Origin of the sequence: Neoroseomonas alkaliterrae (assembly GCF_014199195.1) — a bacterium.
Lineage (GTDB): Bacteria > Pseudomonadota > Alphaproteobacteria > Acetobacterales > Acetobacteraceae > Neoroseomonas > Neoroseomonas alkaliterrae.
Genome location: NZ_JACIJE010000020.1, coordinates 1 through 19,965, shown reverse-complemented (window position 1 = coordinate 19,965; position 19,965 = coordinate 1). Strand labels below are relative to the sequence as shown.

The 19,965-nt window shown below is 72.0% G+C and carries 21 protein-coding genes; 8 read left to right on the top strand and 13 right to left on the bottom strand.

Annotated features, from left to right (window positions below; all coding sequences use genetic code 11):
• Positions 1 to 205: 205 nt before the first annotated feature.
• The 10 genes from FHS88_RS19870 to FHS88_RS19825 form a co-directional block, all read right to left on the bottom strand.
• The gene (locus tag FHS88_RS19870; RefSeq protein ID WP_184487240.1) at positions 206 to 1,537 is read right to left on the bottom strand and encodes a mechanosensitive ion channel family protein; all 1,332 of its coding nucleotides are present in this window, start codon (positions 1,535 to 1,537) and stop codon (positions 206 to 208) included.
• 393 nt (positions 1,538 to 1,930) lie between these two features.
• Positions 1,931 to 2,800, bottom strand: coding sequence for a polyamine aminopropyltransferase (gene speE, locus FHS88_RS19865; RefSeq protein WP_184487239.1), 870 nt, complete (start codon positions 2,798 to 2,800; stop codon positions 1,931 to 1,933).
• A 77-nt stretch (positions 2,801 to 2,877) separates the two neighbouring features.
• Complete coding sequence (speD, locus tag FHS88_RS19860) at positions 2,878 to 3,336, bottom strand: adenosylmethionine decarboxylase (protein WP_184487238.1); 459 nt, start codon at positions 3,334 to 3,336, stop codon at positions 2,878 to 2,880.
• A gap of 162 nt (positions 3,337 to 3,498) precedes the next feature.
• The gene (locus tag FHS88_RS19855; RefSeq protein ID WP_184487237.1) at positions 3,499 to 6,414 is read right to left on the bottom strand and encodes a hypothetical protein; all 2,916 of its coding nucleotides are present in this window, start codon (positions 6,412 to 6,414) and stop codon (positions 3,499 to 3,501) included.
• Positions 6,414 to 7,004 carry a protein phosphatase CheZ gene (locus FHS88_RS19850; RefSeq protein ID WP_184487236.1) on the bottom strand — a complete coding sequence of 197 codons (591 nt, stop codon included), beginning with the start codon at positions 7,002 to 7,004 and terminating at the stop codon, positions 6,414 to 6,416. Before FHS88_RS19850 ends, FHS88_RS19855 begins: the two co-directional genes overlap by 1 nt.
• Positions 6,997 to 7,377: a chemotaxis response regulator CheY gene (locus FHS88_RS19845; protein ID WP_184487235.1), complete on the bottom strand. Its 381-nt coding sequence runs from the start codon at positions 7,375 to 7,377 to the stop codon at positions 6,997 to 6,999. The genes FHS88_RS19850 and FHS88_RS19845 overlap by 8 nt, the downstream gene beginning before the upstream one ends.
• A gap of 18 nt (positions 7,378 to 7,395) precedes the next feature.
• A complete protein-coding gene (locus tag FHS88_RS19840) occupies positions 7,396 to 8,055 on the bottom strand; it encodes a MotE family protein (protein WP_184487234.1) in 660 nt (219 codons plus the stop codon).
• Positions 8,055 to 8,486, bottom strand: a complete 432-nt coding sequence (locus FHS88_RS19835) for a DUF6468 domain-containing protein (RefSeq protein ID WP_184487233.1) — start codon at positions 8,484 to 8,486, stop codon at positions 8,055 to 8,057. The genes FHS88_RS19840 and FHS88_RS19835 overlap by 1 nt, the downstream gene beginning before the upstream one ends.
• 3 nt (positions 8,487 to 8,489) lie before the next feature.
• The gene (gene fliM, locus FHS88_RS19830) at positions 8,490 to 9,563 is read right to left on the bottom strand and encodes a flagellar motor switch protein FliM (RefSeq protein ID WP_184487232.1); all 1,074 of its coding nucleotides are present in this window, start codon (positions 9,561 to 9,563) and stop codon (positions 8,490 to 8,492) included.
• Positions 9,560 to 10,084 carry a flagellar basal body-associated FliL family protein gene (locus FHS88_RS19825; protein WP_184487231.1) on the bottom strand — a complete coding sequence of 175 codons (525 nt, stop codon included), beginning with the start codon at positions 10,082 to 10,084 and terminating at the stop codon, positions 9,560 to 9,562. The genes fliM and FHS88_RS19825 overlap by 4 nt, the downstream gene beginning before the upstream one ends.
• A 190-nt stretch (positions 10,085 to 10,274) precedes the next feature.
• Here FHS88_RS19825 and flgF point away from each other — a divergent pair, with 190 nt between their 5' ends.
• The 5 genes from flgF (at position 10,275) to FHS88_RS19800 (ending at position 14,344) form a co-directional block, all read left to right on the top strand.
• On the top strand, positions 10,275 to 11,018 hold the full coding sequence (flgF, locus tag FHS88_RS19820) for a flagellar basal-body rod protein FlgF (protein WP_184487230.1): 744 nt from the start codon (positions 10,275 to 10,277) through the stop codon (positions 11,016 to 11,018).
• A gap of 12 nt (positions 11,019 to 11,030) precedes the next feature.
• Complete coding sequence (gene flgG, locus FHS88_RS19815) at positions 11,031 to 11,816, top strand: flagellar basal-body rod protein FlgG (protein ID WP_184487229.1); 786 nt, start codon at positions 11,031 to 11,033, stop codon at positions 11,814 to 11,816.
• Positions 11,816 to 12,772, top strand: a complete 957-nt coding sequence (gene flgA, locus FHS88_RS19810; protein ID WP_184487228.1) for a flagellar basal body P-ring formation chaperone FlgA — start codon at positions 11,816 to 11,818, stop codon at positions 12,770 to 12,772. The genes flgG and flgA overlap by 1 nt, the downstream gene beginning before the upstream one ends.
• 3 nt (positions 12,773 to 12,775) lie before the next feature.
• Positions 12,776 to 13,510, top strand: a complete 735-nt coding sequence (gene flgH / locus FHS88_RS19805; RefSeq protein WP_184487227.1) for a flagellar basal body L-ring protein FlgH — start codon at positions 12,776 to 12,778, stop codon at positions 13,508 to 13,510.
• A gap of 117 nt (positions 13,511 to 13,627) precedes the next feature.
• The gene (locus FHS88_RS19800) at positions 13,628 to 14,344 is read left to right on the top strand and encodes an SOS response-associated peptidase (RefSeq protein WP_184487226.1); all 717 of its coding nucleotides are present in this window, start codon (positions 13,628 to 13,630) and stop codon (positions 14,342 to 14,344) included.
• 224 nt (positions 14,345 to 14,568) lie between these two features.
• Here the strand turns inward: FHS88_RS19800 and dksA are convergent, their stop codons facing one another.
• Positions 14,569 to 14,985, bottom strand: coding sequence for an RNA polymerase-binding protein DksA (dksA, locus tag FHS88_RS19795; RefSeq protein WP_184487225.1), 417 nt, complete (start codon positions 14,983 to 14,985; stop codon positions 14,569 to 14,571).
• Between the two features lie 143 nt (positions 14,986 to 15,128).
• Positions 15,129 to 15,548, bottom strand: a complete 420-nt coding sequence (locus tag FHS88_RS19790; RefSeq protein WP_184487224.1) for a flagellar assembly protein FliX — start codon at positions 15,546 to 15,548, stop codon at positions 15,129 to 15,131.
• Positions 15,549 to 15,714: 166 nt separating this feature from the next.
• Between FHS88_RS19790 and FHS88_RS19785 the strand changes: the two genes are divergently transcribed.
• The 3 genes from FHS88_RS19785 to FHS88_RS19775 are packed head-to-tail and all read left to right on the top strand — an operon-like array spanning position 15,715 to position 17,566.
• The gene (locus FHS88_RS19785; RefSeq protein WP_221244504.1) at positions 15,715 to 16,839 is read left to right on the top strand and encodes a flagellar basal body P-ring protein FlgI; all 1,125 of its coding nucleotides are present in this window, start codon (positions 15,715 to 15,717) and stop codon (positions 16,837 to 16,839) included.
• On the top strand, positions 16,839 to 17,171 hold the full coding sequence (locus FHS88_RS19780) for a rod-binding protein (RefSeq protein ID WP_184487223.1): 333 nt from the start codon (positions 16,839 to 16,841) through the stop codon (positions 17,169 to 17,171). The genes FHS88_RS19785 and FHS88_RS19780 overlap by 1 nt, the downstream gene beginning before the upstream one ends.
• On the top strand, positions 17,168 to 17,566 hold the full coding sequence (locus FHS88_RS19775; protein ID WP_184487222.1) for a hypothetical protein: 399 nt from the start codon (positions 17,168 to 17,170) through the stop codon (positions 17,564 to 17,566). Before FHS88_RS19780 ends, FHS88_RS19775 begins: the two co-directional genes overlap by 4 nt.
• Positions 17,567 to 17,788: 222 nt before the next feature.
• Here FHS88_RS19775 and FHS88_RS19770 read toward each other — a convergent pair whose 3' ends face one another.
• Positions 17,789 to 19,858 carry a hypothetical protein gene (locus FHS88_RS19770; protein WP_184487221.1) on the bottom strand — a complete coding sequence of 690 codons (2,070 nt, stop codon included), beginning with the start codon at positions 19,856 to 19,858 and terminating at the stop codon, positions 17,789 to 17,791.
• Between the last annotated feature and the right edge of the window lie 107 nt (positions 19,859 to 19,965).

Sequence of the window (19,965 nt, the reverse complement as noted above, 5' to 3'; positions counted from 1 at the left end):
TCGCTACCCGCTACGACCAGACCGCCGAGAGCTTCCTCGGCTTCGCGACACTCGCCTCCATCCGACTGTGGATCAGGTTTGTCCACGCGGCCTAGAGCAGACCCCGACCAGATGAAATCATCTGCGCGGGTGAGGATGCGCGCGAAGACAATGGACCAGGGTCGTTGCAACGAGCCAGTGCGAACCGAATCGGCTCTGGGCCGGCTCAGCGGATCCCGAAGAAGGCCTTGAGCCGCGCCATGATGTCCTCGCGCGTCGGCGCGGCGGCCGAGGGCGCGTCGCCCGCCGCTGGCGCGGCGCTGTTGCGCGCCTGGCGCTCGGCCATGATGGCGGTCAGCCCCTCGAGCAGCGCGGGCCGCGCGCGCAGCACCGGGTCGAGGTCGTCCTTGCGGAGCTCATAGGCCAGCGCGTCGGTCGCGGCGACCACAGTCGCGCTGCGCGGCTGGCCGGTCAGCAGCGACATCTCCCCGAACACCGCGCCGGGGAAGAGGCGGTCCACCGTGAACTCGCCGCCGCCCGCGCGCGGGATGCGGACCTCGAGCACGCCCTCGGCCAGCAGAAAGAGCGAATCGCCCTGCTCGCCGCGCCGCACCACGGTCGCGCCGGCCCTGACCGGCGTCTCGGCGAGGGCGGCGGCCAGCGCGGCGCGCTCGGCCTCGGTGAAGGGGCGGAAGAGGTCGATCGCGCCGATCAGCGCCTGCCGCGGATCGGCCACCGGGCGCTGCGGCGCGCGGCGCACCGCCACCTCCCGCCCCGCGACGGCGAGGCCGGCACGGCCGAGCGCCCGCTGCACCGCGCCCGCCACGGCGTCGCGGCAGCGCATCTCCTGCGCGTAGTCGGGCACATGGAAGCGCACGAGCCAGGTGGCGAAGCCCTGGTTGAGATCGGAGAGCACCACGTCGGGCGCGAAGTCCGGGATGTCGCGCCCGGCCTCGAGCGCGGCGGCAAGCAGCACGCGCCGCGCGCGCTCGGCCGGCACGCCGGCATCGAGCACCACGCTCAGTGCGGTGCGGTAGCGCCCAGCCCCGTCCGGCCCGAACACCGCGATGCGATGCCCGGCGATGAGCGAGTTGGGCACGACGAGCGTCACGCCGTCGCGCGTGACCAGCCGCGTCGCGCGCCAGGAGATGCCGGTGACGCGCCCCGCGCAGCCTTCCGTCGCCTCGATCCAGTCGCCGATCGCGTAGGGCGATTCGATGCCGAGCGCGATGCCCGAGAAGATGTCGCCGAAGATGTTGCGCAGCGCGAAGCCGAGCACCGCGATCAGCACCGAGGAGGTGGCGATCAGCCCGGTGGCGGGCAGTTCGAACACCACCTGGGAGACAATGATGGCCGCCGCGGCGAAGAGCGCGGTGGCGATCAGGTCGCTCAGCAGTTTCGGATGCCGGGCGAGGGCGAGGCCGGCCAGGCGCGCCGCCGTCCAGGCGAGGCAGAGCCAGAAGGCGGTGCCCGCCGCCGCCGAGAGCACCCCTGCCGCGCCCTCGCGCGGCAACAGCAGCCGCAAGGCGAGGGCGAGCAGGCACAGCAGGCCCGGCAACAACAGCCTTCGATACGCCATGCTCGGCCGGACGCGCCCTCCCGCGCCGGCGCGCAGGGGCGGCGCCGGCGGCGCCACGCTAGAGCAGCGCCCCCTCGCGGGGAACCGCCTCGCCCGCCCAGCCGGACAGGCATGGGCGGCGGCGAAACGGCGGACCAGCGGAGCGCGGCTTGCCGAGCGGCCGACCCCGGCCGATCGGAATGCGGGGCGGCGCTATGCCGCCGCGGCAGGCGATGGCCGCGGCGGCGCTGCTGCATGGCCGGAAGCCGGCGCGGGGCGGTGCCGATGGCGCTGCGCGGCGGTGCGGAAGGCCGGCGACCCGGCGCGCGCGGACCGGCTGGGTGAACCGCGCCTGCCGGCCGCAAGCCGGATGCGGCCGGTCAGGCCGCCCACTCACCTGCGCGGCAGGTGTTCCGCGATGTAGGGCGGCAGGTGGAAGGCGCCGGCGTGGATCTCGGGCGTCCAGTAGCGCGTGGTGCCGAGGATGCCGGCCGCCTCCGCGCGGCGGCGGATCTCCTCGACCGGCACGGCGCGGCAGGCGGCGTCCTTCGCCGCCCAGCCGAGCGTCATGAAGCCGCCGACATAGGTCGGCACCGCAGCCACATAGGCCCAGATGTCGGGAAAGGCCCTGCCGCGGCGGATCGAGGTCTCGCGCAGCTCGTCCGCCTGCATCTGCGGCACGCCGCACTGGTTCACCACGAGGCCGCGCGCGGTCAGCAGGCGGGCGCAATTGGCGTAGAACTCGTCGGTGAACAGCACCTCGCCCACGCCGATCGGGTCGGTGCTGTCCACGATCACCACATCGAAGGAGGCATCCGGCGCGCGGCGGACGTAGTCGATGCCGTCGGCAACCAGCACCTCGGCGCGCGGGTCGTTCCACGCATCGCCGGCGATGCCGGGCATGAATTCCTTGGCGAGGCGGATCACCTCGCCGTCGATCTCGACCATCACCGCCTTCTCGACGCCGCGGTGCTGGAGCACGCGGCGCAGCACGCCGCCGTCGCCCGCGCCGATGATCAGCACGCGCCTCGCCTCGCCATGGGCGAGGATCGGCACATGGGCGATCATCTCCTGGTAGGAGAACTCGTCGGCTTCCGTGATCTGCACCACGCCGTCGAGCATCATGACGCGGCCATGCGTCTCGCTCTCGAAGATCATGATGTCCTGGAAGTCGGACTGCACGCGCGCGAGCTCGCGCTTCACGCGGAAGCGCTGGCCCCAGGCGTCGTAGAGCGTCTCGTTCACCCAGAGGTCGTAGGCCATGGCGGAAATCCCTCGGTCAAGCGAAGGGGCCGGACGCTGCCGTCCGGCCCCCGTCCAGGTCGGCGATGCGCGCCGCCCTACCCGATCAGGCCGCGCTTGTGCTCGGAGAGCTGCACGCGCTCGGGCAGGAAGCCGCGCTTGAGCGCCGCGATCGCCTTGTAGGGGTTGCACTCCCCGCAGACGAAGATGTCGATCGCCGCGTAGTCGCGCTCGGGCCAGGTGTGGATCGAGACGTGGCTCTCGGCCAGCACCAGCACCCCCGACACCCCGCCATTGGGCGAGAAGTGGTGGAAATGCCCGTGCAGGATCGTCGCGCCCGTCGCGAGCGCGCCTTCGCGCAGCACCGCGTCGATGTGGTCGGGGTCGTCGAGGTTCGTCGCCCCCCACAGGTCGATGATCAGGTGCGTCCCGGCGAAGCGCACGCCGTCGCGCTGCACGAAGTAATCCTTCTCGGGGCTCGCCGAGCGGTTGTCGTCGGTGTTCCGGGTGTCGCTCGGCATATCCGAGACCATCCCCGGTTGGACGAGAGCTTCCATGTCAGGGCTCCTTCCAGCCAGCAGATGACCAGGGCGGTCGGGGAATTCCGACCATTGGGGTCAACGGCCGCGCGATATGAGGCATGGGGTCCCGCGGCGCAAGAGAAATCGTGCCCCGGGGACCGGAAAATTTGCAGGTCCCCCATATGGGGGACGCGCATCTCATCGCGCGACCTGCACGCCTGTCCGCAACGCCTCCAGCCGCGCCGGCAGCACGCGCAGCATCCCGAGCTCGCGGCCGAGCCGCGGCAGGTCCGTGAGGCCGCGCAGCGGGTCGGCGGTGAGCACGCCGAAGGCCTCGGCGAGCGGGCCTTCGGCCATGCGCGGCCCATGCGCCTCGCGCAGCGCGGCGAGCGCCTGCTCGTCCCCCGCCAGAGCGGCATAGGCGGCGGCGCGGGCAAGCGCGACGCGCTGCTCAGGCGAAAGCGGCGCGGGCGCCGGCGGCAGCGTGGCGGCGAGGTGTTCGGCCATGGCCGCCGCCGCCCCGGCCCAGTCCTGCGCCTCGGCCCGCAGCTCGGCCCGCAGCGCCGCACCCTCGGCCCCCATGCGGGCGGCGATCGCCTCGGCTTCGGCCCGCGCGCCGCGCCGGGCGAGGGCGCGCGCGCGCAGCCCGTCGCGGCGCGCCGCCAGCGCGGGGTCGAGGCCCTCCGCCTCGGTCGCGTCGAGGGCGGAAAGGGTGCCCGCGGCATCGCCCTCGGCGGCGCGTATCGCGGCGAGCCGCGCGCCGATCGCCGCGCGCGCGGCCGGGCTCGCCGCCGCGCCCGCCGCCCGGCGCAGCAGGGCGGCCGCGCGCTCCGGCAGGTCGAGCGCGGCGAGGCGGTCGGCCAGCAGCAGCACGGCGGCCTCGCCCCGCGGCCCGGCGGGCAGGAGGTCGGGGTGGGCGTCGAACAGCGTCGCGGCGGCGAGCGGCGGCGCCGTCTCCAGCGCATCGGCGAAGGCCGCGCCGCGCTCCTCGCGCAGCGCCGCCGCCTCCTCGGGGAAGAGGCGCGCGGCCTCGTCGAGCATGGCGAAGGCGCCGAGCGCGTCGCCGCCCTCGCGGCGAAGCCGGGCGATACGGCGGCGCAGCGCGATCTCCTCCGCCCCGCCGCGCCAGGCGAAGAGCGCCTCGTCCAGCGCGCGCGCGGCACCGGCCGCGTCGAGCATGCCGCGCGCGAGGCGCAGTTCGGCGGCGCGGCGCATGGCGATCGCGCGCTGGCGGCGGTCGCGGCCCTGCGCCAGCGCATCGTAGCCGGCCAGCGCCTCGGCGGCGCGCCCCTCGGCCTCCAGCCGCATGGCGCGCGCGAGGTCGAGGCCCGGCGCATCGCCCGCGGCATCGAGCAGACGCGCGGCGGCCGTCGCCTCGCCCGCGCCGAACAGGGCTTCGAGCGCCAGCGGCAGCACCCGCTCGCGCAGCGCGTCGGGGTAGTCGAGCAGCAGCGGCGCGGCGGCCTGCAGCGACGGCCCGGCGGGCTCGCCGCGCGCGAGGGCGAGCAGCGCCCGCCACAGCGTCACCTCGTCCGCCGCCGGCAGGCGCGGGTCGGCGATGCCGCGCGCTTCCTGCACCCGCCCGGCCAGCAGCGCGCCGATGCCATGGGCGAGCAGCAGGCGCGGATCCTCGCGCGCGAGCGGATCCTCCTGGAAGGCGAGCGCGGCCATCGCCTGCGCCTCCTGCGGCATGCCGAGGGCGAGCAGCGTCTCCGCCGCATCCCGCCGCGACGGCCCGCGGGCGAGCGGCGCGGCGGCATTCACCGCCGTCAGCGCGACGCGCAGGCGCTCGAGCAGCACCGGCACGCTGCCCGAGGGCAGGTCGAGCACGCGGGTCATGGCGAGGGCGGCGGGCAGCGGCTCGCGCCCCGTGAAGCCGCCGATGGCGAGCCCCTCGCCCGCGCCGGCGGCCAGCGCGAGGCGCCCGCCCGCCACCGCCCGCATCGCGACGCGATCCGAGCGCGCGACCACCGCGGCGCCGAGCATGGTGGGCAGCACCTCGAACTCGGGCAGGCGGCGGCCCACGGCGACGGCCGGCCCCGGGGCGCGCATCGTGCCGACCAGCAGCGCCTCCTGCGTCTCGGGGTCGAGCAGCGTGACGACGCCGCCGGCCGCACCGCCCTCGAAAAGCAGGCGCGGCGGCGGACCCTCCTCGGCGATGAGGCGCAGCGTCGCGGGCTCGGGCGTTGCCTCCTCGCGCGTGGCGGCGAGGATCCAGGCCTCGCCCTCGCGCCGCGCGGCCAGGCGCGCGGGGGCGGCGATGGGCAGGCGCAGCGCGGTCGCCTCGCCCGCCGGCCGGGCCTCGAGCCCGCCGAACACCGGATGGCCGCGCGGCAGCGCGGCCTCGCCGGGAAGGGGCCGGTCGATCACCACATGGATCCAGTCGCCGCGGCGGAAGATGGCAAGGCCCGCCTCGGCGCCGGCCTGGATGGCAAGCCCGGCCTCGCCCGGCAGGAGGCGAATCGCCGGCTCCCCGGCGGCGGGAAGCGCCTGCAGCGCCTCGCGCGCCGTGGGCGGAGGCGCGAGGGGCGCGGCTGGCCCCTCGGCCGGTGCGGTTCGCGGCGCATCCGTGGCGGGGGTTGTAGGCGCCGCTTCGGACGGCGCGGCGCGGCCGCCCGGCCCTGCGGGCGATTCCGTCGGCGGGGCGCCTTCGGCCGCGGCCGGCGCGGGACTCGCGGCGGCAGGGCTTGCGCGCGCGGGCGCGGCGGGCTCGCGCGCGGGCTGCGGCGCCTGCCGGGCGGCGGGCGGTGCGGCGCGTTCCGCCGCCGCGTCCCGCAGGTCCAGCACGATGCGGTTGCCCAGCCGGAAATGCCGCAGCGTCGCACCCGGCGCGGTGCGGATGAGCACGCCCTCGCCCTCGGCCTCGATGCCGAGCACGTTGCGCGGCGGCCGCCGGGCGGCGGAGAGGTCGAGCGTCGCCGGCGCGCCGAAGCGGATCGTGACCCGCCCCTCCGCCTGCTCGATCCGGTAGGGAACCTGGGACGGGAAATCGAAGACGAGGCGGCCGTGATCGGCATGGCTGCCGACGCGCAGCGGCACGCGCGGCGCTTCCCCCGCGCCCGCCGCCGCCGCGAGCAGCAGCGCCCCGAGCAGCAGCAGCCCCGCCGCCCGCATCAGTCGAAACTCGCGAGCAGGCGGTCGATCTCCTCCTGCGAGGTCGCGCCGCCGGGCAGTTGCGGGCCATTGGCCAGCGCCTCGCCCTCGGTGCGGGGGGCCTGCGGCTCCGCCTCGGGTGCGGCGCGGCCGCTCGCATTGGCGACCGCGGCCTCGACGCGGCGCTCGATCGCCTTCAGCGCGGCCACCACCTTGCCGATGCGCTGGCCGGTGATGTCCTGGAAGGAGCAGGCCTCGTAGATGCGCGTCACCGCGCCCTGCAGCGCCGCGGCGGCCTCGGGCGGCACGTCGGCCTGCAGTTTCTCGAGCGTCTCGCAGCAGTCGAGGATCTCGTTCGTCGCCTGCGCCGTGTGGCCCACGATGGCGTCGAGCTCGTCGGTCGCCGAGGGGATGTGCGCGCCGGTGATGTCGTCCACGGACAGCGCCGCGATCTCGGCCTTGGCGCGGGCGATGGTGCGGCCGAGCGCCTCCAGCTCGGCGAGCAGCGCGGCCTCCTTCGCGGTGATGTCGCCGGCCATGCTGCCGAGCACGGCGCGCACCGCGGCCTCGATGCGGTCCTCCTCCGGGCCGCGCGGGGTGCCGTCAGGCATGGACCAGCACCTTCTCGATCTTCTCGCGCAGCGTCTCGGCGTTGAAGGGCTTGACGATGTAGTTCGAAACGCCCGCCTGCTTCGCCGCGATGACGTTCTCGGTCTTGCTCTCGGCGGTGATCATGATGAAGGGAATGTTCTTCAGCCGGGCATCGGCCCGGACCTCCTTCAGCAGGTCGAGCCCCGTCATCGGCGCCATGTTCCAGTCGCTGATGACGAGGCCGAAATTGCCCGCCCGCAGCTTGGCCAGCGCCTCCTGCCCGTCGGTCGCCTCGTCCACGTTGTTGAAGTCGAGCTGCTTCAGCAGGTTGCGGATGATGCGCAGCATCGTCCGGTAGTCGTCCACGATCAGGACGTTGATGTTCCTGTCCATCGCCTTGCCTTCCGCCTGTCAGTCCGCCGCCGTCCGCCGCGCGCGGTGGCGCGCCAGCTCCGCCGTCACCAGCCGCGCCCGCTCGGGGCGCATCGCCCCGATCACCGGGGCCGCCTTGCGTTCGCCCATGCGGTCGAGGATCTCGACCAGCACCGGCATCTCGAGGTCGTCGAAGATCGCCGCCGCATCGCGCGGGCGCATCGCCTCGTAGGTGCGCACGAGGCCGCGCCAGCCGCTCTCCTCGCGCTCGGCCCGGGCGCGGTCCAGCGCCTCGAGCCGCTGCTGCAGCGCCGCCAGTTCCTCGATGCGGCGCGCGAGGCGCCGCTCGGTCGCCTGCAGCACCACCTCCTGCGCCGCCACCGCCTGCTCGCGCGCCTCGATCTCCGTGCGGCGGGCGCGCAGCTGCTCGAGCAGCGCGCGCTCGGCCTCCACGGCCGGGTCCGCACCCCCCGTCACCGCCTGCGCCGCGGCCGGGGCCGTCCGGGCGGGCGCGGGCGCGGCGGGGGCGGGCGGTGCCGGTGGCGGTGCGACCGCGGGCGGCGGATCGGCCGCGCGCGCCGGCGCCACGATCCGCGCCGCCCCCTGCCCCGACAGGCCGGCGAACAGCGCCTGCGCCTTGACGACCATCAGCCCCGCCATGGCGCAGATGGCGAGCGGCAGAAGGCGCGGCCGCGCCATCACAGCGACCCCCGCGCGGCGCCGAGGCTCAGCGCCCGCAGCAGGTCGCGCTCCGCCTGGCTCTGGACCGCTGGCTCGGCCGGGCGGGGCGCCTCGGCGGCGAGCGGCCGCCCCGCGCGCACGAGGCCCTCGAGGCGGTCCGCGAGCGCCTCCGCCCGCTCGACCAGGTAGCGCAGGTCGTCGCGCAGCGGCTCGGCCGCCGCGGTGCGCTCGGCCACCTGGCGGCCGGCGAGTTCGGCGGAGGCGCGCAGCCGCACCATCGCCGCCTCCGCCATGCGCGCGGCTTCCGCGAGGCCCTGCGCGCTGCCCTCCATCGCGCCGCGGTCGCGGCGGATCTCGCGCAGCGCGCGCTCGAGCCGCAGCGCGAAGGGGATCGCCGCGCCGAGCAGCACGAGCAGGACGAGTTGCAGCCCCCATTCCAGCGGCGACATCGCTCAGCCTCCCATTCCGCGATGGCGTTCGAGCTCGCGGCTGATGCGGACCGCGAGGCGCTGGTCGCGGCGGCCGAGCTCGGCCTCGAACAGCGCCACATCGCCGCAGCGCAGCCGCACCGGAGCGCCCGGCGCGACGCCGAGCGCGATGCGGTCGCCCACCTTCAGCGACACCACTGCCGCCAGCGGCACCACCTGCTCGTCCAGCACGACATCGAGCGCGACCTCGGTGCTGCGCAGTTCTTCCGCGAGGTGGGTCTCCCAGATGCTGTCGCGGCCGAACTTCTCGCCCATGAACTGCTGCAGCAGGAGTTCGCGCACGGGTTCGAGCGTGGCGTAGGGCAGCAGCAGCTCGAGCTTGCCGCCGCGGTCCTCCATGTCCACGCGCAGCCGCACCAGCACGCAGGCGTTGGAGGGGCGCGAGATGGCCGCGAAGCGGGGGTTCACCTCGAGCCGGTCGAAGGAGAAGGTCACCGGGCAGAGCGGCTCGAAGGCCGCGGTCAGGTCGGCGAGCACCACGCCGATCAGCCGCTCGACCAGCGTGCGCTCGATGGTGGTGTAGGGCCGGCCCTCGATCCGCATCGCCGCGGTGCCGCGCCGCCCGCCGAGCAGCACGTCCACCACCGAGTAGATCAGCGCCGAATCCACCACCACCAGGCCGTAATTGTCCCATTCCTCGGCGCGCGCGACGCCGAGCATGGCCGGCAGCGGGATGGAGTTCAGGTAGTCCGCGAAGCGCAGCGACACGATGCCGTCGATCGAGACCTCCACATTGTCGGAGGTGAAGTTGCGCAGCGTCGTGGACATCAGCCGCACCAGCCGGTCGAAGACGATCTCGAGCATCGGCAGGCGCTCGTAGGAGACGAGGCCCGAGGAGATGATCTTCTGGATGCCGCTTTCCTCGGCCGGGCCGGCCGGGCCGCTCTCGAAGCCGAGCAGGCTGTCGATCTCGGCCTGGTTCAGCACGCGCGTCGCATCCGGCGCCGGGGCGGCGGTGGCCGCGGCCGCACCTGCCGCGCCCTCCTCCTCGAGCGCCGCGCCCCAGGCGGCGGCGAGGTCCTCCTCCCCGCCGCTCATTGCACGAGGATCTCGAGGAACAGCACGTCGAGCACCTGCGGCGCCGGCTGCGTGCTGCCCGCGGGCGGCGCGACGGCGATCTGCGCCCGCGCGCGCAGCTCCTCGCGCAGGCGCTGGGTGCCCGCCGAGCCGCGCAGCTCCTCGGGCCGCATCTCCCGCAGATGGGTCTGGAACAGGTCGAGCAGCCGCGGCATCGCGGCCTGCACCGCCGCCGCATCCTCGGCGCGGCCGATCTCGAGCTTGCTGCGCAGCTTGACGAAGACCGGCCGGCGGCCGGTGGCGTTGAGGTTGGTGACGATCTCGGGCATCTCGAAGAAGGCGGGGCGGCGCGGCGCCTCGGCCGCGGGCGCGCCCGAGGCGGGCGGCGGGCCCATGCCTAGCAGGGGCGGCAGGATGCCGCCGAACCAGAGGCCGGCGCCGATCCCGGCCAGCAGCAGGGGCGCGCCCAGCAGGATCAGCTTCTTCCTGCCGCCGCCCTTCGCCGCCGCGCCCTGTTCAGCCATTTCGGCCGCTGCCGCCATCGCCTGCCTCCTGCAGGCGGCCATCATCCGCCGCGGCCGTTAAGGAAGGCTTGCGGGCGGACCCGCCCCTGCCGCTCCCCGGGCGAGGCCTGCCGCCGCCCGGCAGGAAATGCCGCCCGCGCCGCCGCCCGGCCCTGGCACGCGCCTTGCTCCATCCGTCGCGCCCCCCGGGGCGGATGGAGACGAGCGCATGGACAATCCCGGCTACATCATCCTCTCGCGCCTCGCGCTGCAGAACCGCGCCACCGCGGTGCTCGCGCACAACGTCGCCAATGCCGACACGCCCGGCTTCCGCGCCCTGCGCCCGGTCTTCGCCGACTATGTCGCGCGCCAGGACCGCGCCGCCGTGCCGCCGGGCGGGCGGCCCGTGGCCTATGTGCAGGACCGCGCCACCTGGCGGGAGACCGAGCAGGGCCCGATGCAGACGACCGGCAACCCGCTCGACCTCGCCATCACCGGCGAGGGCTTCTTCGCCGTCGAGACCCCGCGCGGGGAACGCTTCACCCGCGCCGGCCGCTTCTCGATCGGCGAGGGCGGGCGGATCGTGGACATGGAGGGCAACCCGGTCCTCGGCCTCGAGGGCAACCCGATCGCCGTCGCGCCCAACGACACGCGCATCACCGTGCAGGGCGACGGCACCATCCGCAGCGAGAACGGCGCGCTCGGCCGGCTGCGCATCGTCCGCTTCGAGAATGTCCAGGCCCTGCGCGCCGAGGGCGACCGCCTCTTCGACGCCGCCGGGGAGAACCCGCTTCCCGTCGAGCGCCCGGCCGTCCTGCAGGGCGTGGTCGAGGGCAGCAATGTCCGCCCCATCCTCGAGATGACGCGCCTGACCGCGGAACTGCGCGAGTTCCAGTTCGCCGCCCAGTTCGCCGAGCGCGAGGGCGAGCGCCTGTCCACCGCCGTCGAGCGCATCCTGCGCCGCCGCTCGTAAGGACCACCGCCGATGCGTTCCCTCACCACCGCCGCCACCGGCATGATGGCGCAGCAGAACAACGTCGAGGTCATCTCGAACAACATCGCGAACATCTCGACCACCGGCTACAAGCGCCGCCGGGCCGAGTTCCAGGACCTCGTCTACCAGAACCTCCGCCGCACCGGCTCGCAATCGGCCGATACCGGCACCGTGCTGCCCTCGGGCGCGCAGATCGGCCTCGGCGTGCGCACCGCCGCGGTCTATCGCATCGCCGAGCAGGGCAACCTGCAGCAGACCGAGAACCGCTTCGACATCGCCATCCGCGGCAATGGCTACTTCCAGATCCAGTTGCCCAGCGGCGAGACCGCCTACACGCGCGACGGCACCTTCGGCCTGAGCGCCGAGGGCACCATCGTCACCGCGGAAGGCTTCGTGGTGCAGCCGGGCATCACCATCCCGGCCAATGCGCGCGACGTGACCATCAACGCCAATGGCGAGGTGCTCGCCAAGATCGACGGCCAGGTGCAGCCGCAGAACGTGGGCCAGATCCAGCTCGCGATCTTCGCCAACGAGGGCGGGCTCGAGGCGATCGGCGACAACCTCTTCCTCGCCACCCCCGCATCCGGGGAGGCGCAGCAGGGCGCGCCCGGCACCGTCGGCTACGGCCAGACCATGCAGGGCTTCATCGAGACCTCCAACGTCAATGTCGTGCAGGAGATCACCGCGCTGATCACGGCGCAGCGCGCCTATGAGATGAACAGCCGCGTGATCACCGCCTCCGACGAGATGCTCTCCACGCTGACGAGGCTGCGCTGATGTTCCGTCGGACCCTCTTCGCCCTGCCCCTGCTCGCCCCGCCCGCCCATGCCGCGGAGGCGCTCTCGCCGAGCCCCCGCCCGCTGGTGCTCGCCGAGGAACCGCTGCTGCGGCTCGGCGACATCTTCGAGAATGCCGGGCGGCTCGCCCACCAGGCGGTCGGCGCCGCACCCGCGCCGGGGCGGCGGATGCTGCTCGATGCCGCCAGCCTCGCCGCCATCGCGCGCCGCCATGGCCTTGCCTGGCGGCCGCTCTCGGGCGAGGAGCGCAGCATCGTCGAGCGCCCCGGCCGCCCCGTCCCGCGCGAGGAGATCGAGGCGCTGCTCCGCCTCGACCTCGCCCGCCTCGGCGCCGAGGCCGAGAGCGAGATCGAGCTGCCCGGCTTCGCCCCGCCGCTGGTCCCCCTCGCCTCCCTGCCCGAGATCGCGCTGGAAGCCACGCATTACGAGGCGGCGGGTCGGCGCTTCGCCGCCACCCTCGTCGTCGCCGCCGAGGGCATGGCGACGCAGCGCCTGCGCATCGCCGGCCGCGCCCTGCCGACCGTGCCGGTGGTGGTCGCCGCGCGGCGCCTCGCCGCGGGCGAGGTGGTGCGCCCGGCCGACATCGAGGAACGCCGCCTGCGCGCCGAGCGGGTCCGCCCGGGCACGGCGCAGCGCGCCGAGGATGTCCTCGGGATGCAGCTCCGCCGGCCCATCGGCACCGACTTCCCCTTCATGCTCGCGGATCTCGTGCCGGCGGCGGTGGTGCGGAAGAACCAGCCGGTGCTGATGGTGCTCGACGGGCCGGGCCTGTCGCTGACCGCCCAGGGCCGCGCGCTCGAGGACGCGGCGCGGGGCGAAAGGGTGCCGGTGATGAACCTGCTCTCGCGCAGCGTGGTGGAGGCCGAGGCGATCGGCCCGGGCAGGGTGCGCGTGCTGCCCGGCGCGGTGCCGCTGCGCGTGGCCGGGAGGGGCTGAGCCATGCGGCCTCTCGCGATCCTTCTCCTGCCGCTCGCGCTGATCGGCTGTTCGGCGGCGGAGCGGATCTCGCGCCTCGGCGATGCGCCGGACATGGCGGGCATCACCAACCCCACCGCCGACCCGCGCTGGCGGCCGGTCTCCATGCCCATGCCGAACCCGCAGGATCCGCCACTGGCCAACAACTCGCTCTGGCGGCCGGGCAGCCGAACCTTCCTGCGCGACCAGCGCGCGGCGAATGTGGGCGACATCGTGACCGTGCTCGTCTCCATTCAGGACGAGGCCGAGCTGCAGAACCGCACCACGCGCGGGCGCGACAACACGGAAGGGATGGGCCTGCCGCGGCTGCTCGGCCTCGAATCCTCCTATGCGCGGCTGCTGCCGACGGGCATCGACCCGTCGCGCCTGATCGAGGCGAGTTCGACCAGCGGCGTGAACGGCACCGGCGCGATCCGGCGCAACGAGACGGTGACGCTGCGCGTGGCCGCGACGGTGGCGCAGGTGCTGCCGAACGGGAACCTGGTGGTGACGGGGCGGCAGCAGGTGCGGGTGAACAGCGAGCTGCGCGACCTCAGCATCGGCGGCGTGATCCGCCCGCAGGACATCGCCTCCGACAACACGGTGCGCCACGACCGGCTGGCGGAGGCGCGCATCGCCTATGGCGGGCGCGGCACCATCAGCGACGTGCAGCGGCCGCGCATGGGGCAGGAGCTGCTCGACATCATCCTGCCGTTCTGAGTTCCGAGATCCGGCCGCGGAGGTGCCCCGCGGCCGGGGGGTATAGGGGGCCCTGCCCCCCCTGCCGCCGGAGAGGTAGGGTTGGCGTGGCGGCCACCTCTCCGGCGGACAGATCTCATGTGCGGCAGGTATTTCCAGGCGCGGTCCTCGGGCGACATCGCGCGCTACTTCGGCACGACGAACGCCACGCCGAACCTGTTCCCCTCCTTCAACCGCGCGCCGACGCAGGAAGGGCTCGTCATCCGCCGCCATCCGGAGACGGCGGCGCTGCATCTCGACGTGCTGCGCTGGGGGCTCGTGCCCCGCTGGGCCAAGGATGCGGCCGGCGCGGCGCGGATGATGAATGCGCGCGGCGAGACGGTGGCCGACAAGCCCGCCTTCCGCGACGCCTTCCGCCGCCGCCGCTGCCTCGTGCCCATGGACGGGTTCTACGAGTGGCGCGCCGAGGGGAAGGGCCGGCAGCCCTATGCCTGCGCGCTGCGCTCGGGCGAGCCCATGGCCTGCGCCGGGCTGTGGGAGGGATGGAAGCAGGCCGATGGCGCGTGGCTCAGGACCTACACCATCATCACCTGCGCCGCGGCGGGCCGGCAGGCGCTGCTGCATGACCGGATGCCGGTGATCCTGCCGCGCGCGGCCTGGGATCCCTGGCTCGCGGGGGAGGAGGAGGCGGCGCTGCTCGCGCTGCTGGTCCCGGCCGAGGATGCGCTGCTCGCCTTCTGGCCGGTGGCCGCGCGCGTCGGCCGGGTGGCGGAGAACGATGCCGGGCTGATCGCGCGCGACCCGCTGGCCCAGCCGCCGCCGGAACTCGACGATCCGCCGCCGGTGTTCGGCTGAGGGCGGGCGGGTGGCCTCGCCTGTTCCCGACCGCCATCGCGCGCGACTCCAGGGCCTGATGCGAGGCGGGCGAAAGCGGACGCTCGACCGCCGGGGATCATGCCAGCGCGTGAGACGTTCCGGCTTTCGCGCTGTGGTATGGCGCGAGGGGCTGGAGGGGCGGCCGCGCGCGGAGCAAATCCTGATACCCTGCGGACAAAGGTGGATCCTTTGTCCGCCGTGGATCAGTCGTCGCGGTGCACGCGCTCCATGCGCTCGTGGCGCTCCTGCGCCTCGATGGACAGGGTGGCGATGGGCCGCGCCTCGAGTCGGCGCAGGCCGATCGGCTCGCCGCTCTCCTCGCAATAGCCGTAGGTGCCGGTCTCGATCCGCTCGAGCGCCTGGTCGATCTTGGCGATCAGCTTGCGGGCGCGGTCGCGGGTGCGCAGTTCCAGCGCGCGGTCGGTCTCGACGCTGGCGCGGTCGGTGAGGTCGGGCTCCGCGATGCCGCCTTCGGAGAGGGAGGAAAGCGTCTCGCCCGCTTCCCTCAGCAGATCCTGGCGCCACCGCAGGAGCTTCTGCCGGAAATACTCCAGCTGCAGGGGGTTCATGAACTCCTCGGCATCCGAGGGGCGATAGTCCGGCGGCAGCGTCACGAGCATTTCAATCCATTCCCCCGGCCGAAGGAGCGGCCCTGCCACCCGGCAGGCGGGCCACCCCCCTCAAGCGCGGGCGGAACATAGACGCGCCCCCCGCCGGAAGCCAAGGGGGGAGGAGACGACAAATCCCTGATACGGCGCGGTTTTCAGTCGCGTGACAGGCCGTCCTCCATGCCGAGCCGGGCAAGTTCGACGCGCGCGCGCAGGCGGATCGCCCCGATCGCGGCGGCGAGCGCCGGGTCGGCGGCCTCCTCCCCCGCGCACAGGGCGGCCATGGCGCGCAGCCGGGCGGGGTCGAGGCGGCCGGCAAGCAGCCCCGCCTGCAGGGCGGCGAGTTCCTCGATCAGCGCCTGGCCCTGGCGGCGCGCGCGCGCGTCACGCTCGGCCGCCGGGGCCGATTCCTGCAGCGCGAGCAGTGCCACGCCCTGCGGCGCCGCGACCGCCTGGGCCGGCGCGGCCGCGGCGCCCGCAGCGGCCCCGCCGAGCCGGAAAGCGCCGCCCTGCGCGCGCGCGCCACGGCCCGCCCCTGTCACCACCCCGCCCGTCACGCCGCGCACGCCGACCATCGGTCCCTTTCCTTCCCGCCGGCGGCAGGACCCGCCTGCCCCCGGCAATCCCTGCCGCCTTCCGGCCCGCCCCGCGCTGGCACACGCCTTGCCCTTCGGGACGCGCAACCGGCCCGCCCCTGGCGGGAACGCCCCGGGGACGCCGGCCGAAGGCGGGAGAGGCATCTTGGACTGCAATGCTTTCGCGAGAACGAAGAGACTGGCCGCGGGATTCGTCGCGGCCCTCCTTCTCGCCCTGCCTGCCGCCGCGCAGCAGGTCCGCATCAAGGACATCGCCGATGTCGAGGGCGTGCGCGACAACCAGCTCGTCGGCTACGGCCTCGTGGTCGGGCTGAACGGCACCGGGGACCGGCTGCGCTCGGCGGTGTTCACGCGCCAGTCGCTGGTCGGCATGCTGGAGCGGCTCGGGGTGAACACGCGCGACAACGAGCGCCAGCTCGACACCCGCAACGTCGCCGCCGTGATGGTCACGGCCAACCTGCCGCCCTTCGCCCGGCCGGGCAGCCGGATCGACATCGCCGTCTCCGCGCTCGGGGATGCGACCAACCTCACCGGCGGGACGCTGCTGGTCACGCCGCTGCTCGGTGCGGACGGGGAGGTCTATGCGGTGGCGCAGGGCGCGATCGCGACCGGGGCGATCAGCGCGCGCGGGGCCGGAGCCTCGGTGACGCGCGGCGTGCCGACCGCCGGGCGCATCGCCAATGGCGCCATCGTCGAGCGCGAGGTGCCCTTCACGCTCGCCAGCCGCGACCGCATCCGCCTCTCGCTGCGCAACCCGGACCTGACGACGGCGCGGCGGATCGCCGCCGCGATCAACGGCGCGATGCGGGGGGAGGCGGCGCAGGCGACCGATTCGCGCACCGTCACCGTCTCGCTGGGCGGGCGCAGCCCCGTCGAGTTCCTCTCCCGCATCGAGCAGCTCCGCGTCGAGCCGGACCAGGTCGCGCGCGTCGTCATCGACGAGGCCTCGGGCACCATCGTCATGGGGGCGAATGTGCGCGTCTCCACCGTCGCCATCGCCCAGGGCAACCTGACCATCCGCGTCACCGAGACGCCGCAGGTGGTCCAGCCCAATCCGCTCGCGGGCGGGGAGACGGTGGTGGTGCCGCGCACCACGGTCGAGGTGGACGACCAGCGCGACCGGCGCATGGGCGTGCTGCCGCAGGCGGTCACGCTGCAGGACCTGGTGCGCGGGCTGAACAGCCTTGGCGTGGGGCCGCGCGACCTCATCTCCATCCTGCAGGCGATCAAGGCCGCGGGCGCCCTGCAGGCCGAGCTGGAGATCCGCTGATGGACGCCCCCGCCTTGCCGCCCCTTGAGCCCCGCGCACTGCGCGCGCCGGCCGCGGCCGGCAGCGAGGCCGCGCTGCGCCGCGCGGCCCGCGACTTCGAGGCGCAGGCGCTCGCGCTGATGCTCCAGCCCGTCTTCGCGACGGTGGACCATGCGCGCAGCCGCTTCGGCGGCGGCGCGGCCGAGGCCCAGTGGCGGCCGATGCTGGTGGACGCCTACGCCGCCGCGGCGGTGCGGGCGGGCCGCGGCCTCGGCCTCACCGAGCTGGTGCTGCGCGAACTCCAGCGCCAGCGCGGCGCACAGACCCCCAACACGGGAGAAACCCCTCCATGATGGACAGCCTGATCCTCGCCGGGCAGCGCCTGGCCGAAGCCCTGCGCGCGGAGAACGAGGCGCTGGCGGCGCTCGACCTGCCGCGTGCGGCGGTGCTCGCCACCGGCAAGATCGCCGCCTCGGACGCCTTCGCCGCGGCCTTTGCGGCGCAGGCGAAGCACGGCGCGGCGCCGGCGGGGCCGGTGCGGGAGGCCGCCGAGATCCTCACCCGCCGGCTCGACGAACTGGGGCGGGAGAATCGCCGGCTGCTCGAGCGCGCCGTCGCCCTGCAGTCCCGCGTCATCGAGACGATCGCGGGCGCGGCGCTGCCGCGCGCGCCGGAGCAGGGCTATGCGCCGGCCGGCTACCGCGCGCCGCCGCGGCCGCCGGCGATCGCGCTCTCGGCGCAGATCTAGCGCGGCAGACTCGTCACAGCGCGAAGACGACCAAGAAACTCAGGGCGTCCGCAGGCCATTTGCCAGAGCCGATGCGACTGGCACCAAGCCTACTGCTGCGACTATCACTGCGACCACGAATCGCTGGGCGAGACTCATGAGCGTAGCTCCCTGCCATACGAAGACTATCGATGATACACAATGATAGCAGATTATGGCCTAAATGCGAGCGATCTATCACCACTACCGTTCAGGATCACGCTGGCGCCTTATGCGCTCCAAGCGAGAGCGAACAGCCTGAATTCGCGCCAAAGGTCGAGGGTCACCGGCCGCCACGAAGGCTACGCAAAGCCGCACATCACCGTTGGCGCATCCTGGAACGAATCGGTCAAGTTCGGCGTAGTTGGAATCGTATGTCCTCTCTGGCAGCTTTTCCTTTGCATATTGCTCGAGACGGTCCAACTCGCCAAGAAGCCGCCGCAGCAGCGCCGCCTGCTCGCCGGAAGACAGCCTGCGCGGTGGTTCGTCGATGAGCTGGTTCATGCGAATTTCTATGGAGGCGAGCACGAAACGCACCCTATCGCCGGCAAGGGTCGCGCCATCGGCGATATCCTCGAAGCACGCGATATCGAGTTCAGATAGCAGGTCGGCAAGCTCGAGGTCTCGTGCACTTACTTCCCCCGGTGAGAAAAAAGACCTATTCCGCAGCTCCAGATAGTTCTGTACGTAGGTCGCATAAGAACGGATCAATGGCTGGCGCCAGCGATGTTCAGGCTTTCGGCATTCGCTGGCCTTTTGCCCGCCCCGCATCCGCCAACCGATAATATCCGATCCTTCGCCGAATAGTCCAAAAACAGCACGGAAACGCTCTTCTACCATGTGTCTGAACACGCTTACAGATGGAGCCAGTAGCGTTCCTCGAACATCCCCTGACAGATTCGCGAGAGATTGCAAAAAGCCGATCTCTGCCGCAACCTGAAGAGCGTGCCAATTAAGGGTCGTCATCAACTCACGCGCGCCCGTATCATGCGCACGATCACGCATTAGACGATTTGACACCTCAAAGCTGCGATTCAACCACTCCAATAATAAATGAATTGATGCCTCATGATCACCAACCCCTGAAAGAGCTATTGCCGCAAATACAGAAAGATACGGACTGAACCCCCCCTCCAGGAAGCCCATGCTAGATAAGTATTCGAAAACCATTTTGTTATGATTGTTTATTCCATTATTATTATACTGCGATTCTATTCTGTGTGGCCTCATTTGCGAGAACATCACGCGAAGTCGCGCGCCTGTCTCTATCCAGCAGGCCGTCGACCTGTAGTCCCCATCCCAAGCATATACCACATTCCCGAGTTCTTCCTGCAGCCTATCGATCCCGTCAGCAAGCCCCATACCTCTCTCTACTACCCGATCAAGATGATCGCTAATACTATCAATGATACGATGATCTATCAATACGGATCGAGGCTGGTTCATTGATTCTTCAATGATTTTAGATTCTAGATTCATCCAACTCCGCGACAATAGGACAATCGAGCGCACAACTGCATATGAATCTATTTGAACCATACGCCTGTCACGCGTTCGTGAAATGTAATCCTCGAAGCATTTGACAGCAGGACGCATAATTGACAATAAATACTCTTGACTCCGTCCCACAGAAGCAAACTGCCCAAGAGGGTTCTGAGACAACTTGCGCGGCGGACTCGTGTCAAATCGGGCATTTTCTCCCATATGTAAGAGCGCCATATAAGCGCGGTCGCGCTGTATATGAACCACTTCATTCGAGTTACAGCCGATCGTATATTGTGCTTCATAATGCAAATTTCGCGCAGGAGCTTCCCATCTCATCGCTCTTCTAGTACCTTCTATACTGATAGTTGGACTGTAAGTATACTGTTGAAGCCTTTGAATTCTTGGATCAGAGAATCCACGAAGTAATATATTCTCAGGCCCGCCTATTTGCGCGGAGTTCGGCGGCGCACGCCCCTCTTCGATTTCTCCACCACGTCTTCCGCTGGCTGGCGCAAGCGTCACCTCAACGCCGCCGGCCTTGAGACCTTGTAGGCGAAACATGGCCGACGACCAAACCGAGGGTGGTAAAGCGGCAACAATGATCAGAACTGCGAAGGCGACACTTCGAGCCCCAGTGCGCAAACCTGCAATGGATGACGAAATAAGATGCCCGAAATTCTCCGGAGAAGTTTGGCTATAAGGCCAAGCCACCCGTTCGGCACTAGTTTGTTGTTCCGCAAGAATATAACCAATTACACAACCACCTAGTATCGTGTCAATATAATACACATTAACCAATAGATTAGGCCGCGTGGACAAACTGGCGCTTGGGGGGATTCCCAGCCGGGGCCGGACGTGATTCCAAGCTGATCTCTGGCATGGAGATTGGCGTTGAT